The sequence below is a fragment of the Gilliamella sp. Choc5-1 genome (assembly GCF_001690595.1).
Classification (GTDB): domain Bacteria; phylum Pseudomonadota; class Gammaproteobacteria; order Enterobacterales; family Orbaceae; genus Gilliamella; species Gilliamella apicola_M.
In genome coordinates this window covers 1-4,374 of record NZ_LZHH01000069.1, presented here as the reverse complement: position 1 = coordinate 4,374, position 4,374 = coordinate 1, and the positions used below count along the sequence as shown (strand labels likewise).

General features: G+C 39.8%; 3 protein-coding genes. All 3 read left to right on the top strand.

What is annotated here, in order from left to right; all coding sequences use genetic code 11:
• Positions 1 to 2,256: type VI secretion system Vgr family protein (locus A9G35_RS06385; protein ID WP_141673806.1), on the top strand; the 2,256-nt coding region annotated here is incomplete at its 5' end.
• A gap of 8 nt (positions 2,257 to 2,264) precedes the next feature.
• Positions 2,265 to 3,260, top strand: coding sequence for a hypothetical protein (locus A9G35_RS06380; RefSeq protein ID WP_065636150.1), 996 nt, complete (start codon positions 2,265 to 2,267; stop codon positions 3,258 to 3,260).
• A partial coding sequence (locus A9G35_RS06375) for a hypothetical protein (protein ID WP_141673805.1) occupies positions 3,260 to 4,374 on the top strand: 1,115 nt, incomplete at its 3' end. The genes A9G35_RS06380 and A9G35_RS06375, both read left to right, overlap by 1 nt.

The following is a 4,374-nucleotide window of genomic DNA, read 5'->3' as shown; positions in this document are numbered from 1 at the left end:
CTTCATGGGGTGGTTACCGCATTTAGTCAGCTATCGGTCAGTAAAGAGCAAGCGCATTATCAAGTTGTTTTATCATCCCGCTTAGCGTTGTTAGCCATGAAAAAACAGTGTGCCATTTTTCAAAACCAAAGCGTGGTAAGTGTAGTGGAATCGATACTGCGCAGCCATGGTTTTACCGGCATTGATTACCGCTTGGAATTAAAAGACACCTACCCGTCTCGAGAATTTATTACCCAATGGCAAGAAAGTGACCTTGAGTTCATACAACGCTTATTGGCGGATGTAGGGATTTGGTTTCGCTTTGAAACCCATGCTGAGCACAACTGTGATGTCATGGTGCTAAGTGATTATGAGCAAGGTTATGCTCAGGTTGCCGACATAGATAACAAACCACCGAGTGGCACCTTAGATGGTGGCACTGAAAGCGTTTGGGATATTCGCTTACACAGTGCCGTGGTGGCCTCATCAGTTGAGGTAAATGATTATAACTATCGAACCGCCAATACGGATTTGCACAAAGACATCAATACCCAACCGAAAAGCACCACCACCTATGGCACAGATTACCGTTATGAAGAGCACTACAAAGGACTCAATGATAACGGTCAAGTTAAGACTAGTGATAACAATTCTAGTGAAATTAGCATCGAAAGTGGTGAATGGTATGCACGCCTACGGCACGAACAAAAAATCAGCCAACAAGTTATTATTCACGGTAAAAGCAACCGCTACGCGCTAGCACCGGGTCAATGGATTAACCTCAACGGCAGTCCACTGAATAATATCAATGACGGCGTAATTATTTTAAGTGTACAAGGACACGGTAACCGCACCGATGCATACGAGCTCGAATTTACTGCGATTCCTTATCAGGCATTAACGCTCTACCGCCCGACGCCTATCCGCTGGCCCCAAATCAGCGGCACCTTGCCGGCAAGGGTCACCAGTCCCGACAATGACACCTATGGCTATATTGACACTCAAGGACGCTACCGCGTTAAATTTAACTTTGACCTAAAAACATGGAAAAATGGCGAAGAAAGCCTTTGGATACGTTTAGCCAAACCGTATGCAGGCAGCACCTATGGCTTTCACTTTCCCTTAATTGACGGCACCGAAGTGGCCATTGCCTTTATGAACGGCAACCCCGACCGGCCCTATATTGCCCATGCCATGCACGACAGTGCCCACCCTGACCCTATCACCACCATCAACAAACACCGCAATGTCATTCGCACCCCGGCTAATAACAAACTGCGCATGGATGATAAACGCGGGCAAGAGCATATCAAACTGGCCACCGAATACGGCAAAACGCAACTTAATATCGGTCACTTAGTTAACGAAAAAAAACAACCCCGCGGTGAAGGTTTTGAACTACGCACCGACGAATGGGGCGCCATAACAGCTGCACGGGGATTATACTTAACCACCCAAACCGAGCCCAAAGCGCAAGGCAAACAGCTCGACATGCAAGCCGCCATTACCCAGCTTGAAAATGCGCTATCCATTGCCAAAGCCCTACAAAATGCGGCTACTCAGTCTGAAGCCCACGGTGCAGACACTGACAGCCAAGAACAACTTAACAAAACATTAAGCCAACTGACCCAAAGCGGCATACTTGCCTATGCCCAAGAAGGCATTGCCTTAACCAGTCCACAAAACATTCAACTCTCCACCGGCAACAGCGTTACTTTAACCAGTGAAAACCAAACTGACATTGCCGCCTTAAAAAACCTTACCCTCTCATCGGGCGAAGCGATGGGCTTATTTGCCCACAAATCAGGCATGAAACTGTTTGCCAACCAAGGCGATATTGTGGTGCAAGCCCAAAACGCCAACCTCAACATGGCCGCCAAGCAAGATATCAAAATTGACAGTGTCGATGGTGAGCTCACTGTCACCGCAAGCGAACAGCTTACGTTAATGTGTGGCGGTTCATATATAAAAATCAGCAGTGAAGGCATTGAACTTGGCACACAGGATAATGTTTATCTGAAGTGTAATGTCATGCAGAAAATGGGGGTAACAGATATGAGTATTGATGATTTATCTTTACCCGACATTATTGGTGATTATGCAGTTAAATTTATATGTAAAGATGAATCAGGAAAAATCTACGCCAATGAACGTTACATTGCTACGCTCCCCAATGGCAAAAAGGTGCAAGGTCAAACCGATAAAAATGGATATACACAAGCATTTCATTCTGTGGATGAAAACGAAACAATCACCCTGGAATTAATTAGTAGGTAAGTTTAAATATGCCAAATGATGATGAAAATACTCAAAGATGTAAAGTTTTTACAGCCCAAACCAGTAAACTTGAAAATGGCAAAGTAGCCATTAAAGAAGTTGTATTAAAAAATGTGCCGACACCGTTATTTGTGTTATTTGCGTATGGAGGGCATGGTGCTATAGAACTTGAAAAAGCAGCAAGAAATAAACAATTAAGATTACGAAAAAAATACCCTGATGCTGAAATCAGAATTATAGAAGGTTTTCTTTATCCCAATGAGTTTAAGCAAGAGTGGACAAAATTATATAATGAACTCACATCTCCCGAAACATCTTGTCAATATGCTTTATGGCAAATTCACTATTTTGGTCATGGCGGGCATGATGCGCTTTATTTACAAGGAAAAGGAAATAATATCCATTTTAACGATCAAGACAATATGGAAGTTTTACCTTGGCATCCTAACGAAGGGATTTTTGTTTTACACTCCTGCCGAGGTGGAGCATATGAAGATACTTGTGATAAAGATATGATTGAACAACAAATTTGTTTGGCTAAAACGATTTCAGAAAAGCAAAAAACTCGTTGTTTAGGGCAAGTGACTTATGGTAATTTTGCTGCCGATATTGGAACTTTTAACCAAGATATAATTGTAGGTATAGGGGGAATTATTGTAGCGGCATCTGAAACTACAACAGCAGAACAAGACGCAGAAGTTTTCAAATATCGTCCAGACCGAGTATCTAATAAAGCTATTTTACCATTCGCATCTTGTGCCCTATGGGGATATGCTTTAGTTACGGGTGATACGCTTGAAAAAACTTTGTTACGAAAGAAAGATTATGAAGAAAAACTACTTAAACAAGGCGTAATAAATCCTATCTATCCTATTTATGAAGAAATAAAAAAACTTGCACCTAAAAAACAAATTCTACCTTGTCGAGTATTTAATAATGGCACGTTAGAACCACGTATTGTGGAAATTGATGTCTTTAATCAAAATGATTTGGAGTATATTTAATGAATTACCTAAAAAAAATAATATCGATAAAGAAAAAATTTAAAATTTTAGTTATTGGTCTTTTTGCAATTATCGGTATTGTGTATTTTTATTTTGATCATTTATTAAATTTAGATGATAACCTTGTTCAACCGGAAACTATAATTATGGACTATACAATTTATCCTTCAACTATTCCTGAAAATGAATTATTACGCATAGACGAAGCTGAACAGCTATATAGGCATGCATTCGACGATCAAGTATTCTATGGTGTTGTTGATCCTGATAGCTTAGTAAAGTTTATTAAGCATGCTTGGCAATGGGATAAAAATGCGATGCCTTATTATTATGATCTGCTTCATTGGGAAGATTTGTATGATGGAAGCGGAAAAGAAGAAGTAATGATGTCATTTACCGAGTTTATGCGTAAATATCGCGATCAGTTAGTAGATAATGCCGGTAACCCACTAGTTGAACCTAAAGTGTTTAGAAGTATTAAAATGAGAGGTTATTTATGGGATAAATTTGCCGATTTAAAATATCCCTATTTTGCTTACCGAAAAAGCTGGTGGTATAGCCCTTGTGGATATAATGAAAAAGGAATAGCACATCCATGTCCAGATGATAAATTAGAAAAAAGCATTGAATATTTAAACTATGCTATTGACGGGGGGTATCATTGCTACGAAAAATTGATAGCCCAAATGTTATTTCAACAAGGCGACCATTATAAAGATGAACATTATAAAAAGATTAATAAATTAACCGAATATCGCAAATCGTTAAAATTAGAGGATTTGAAACTGCCGATTGATTATGCGCAGTTAATGGCGGAGCATAGCTCGATTATTGGTATATTACGGGTTACTGAAGCCTATTTATATGGATTAGGCCGTGAGCATGATATTGTTAAAGCCTATGCGTGGTCACTATTAAGTGATTATGCAAAACAAAAAATCGAGGAACAAGGTAACAATTTAGCGTGGGATTCTGAGCAACTTCCCCCAGTTTGGGAATATAACAAGGAAATTCAAACTCGTTTAGAAAAAATTCTTAATCCAGCACAACAACAAGCCGCCCAAGATTATCTGTCTGAGTTAAAAAACAAGATTATTGATTGGAATTATAATCG

Bases quoted from the DNA above. Each gene is read 5' to 3' on its own strand.
- A9G35_RS06380 (WP_065636150.1), top strand. From the start codon at position 2,265: ATGCCAAATGATGATGAAAATACTCAAAGATGTAAAGTTTTTACAGCC.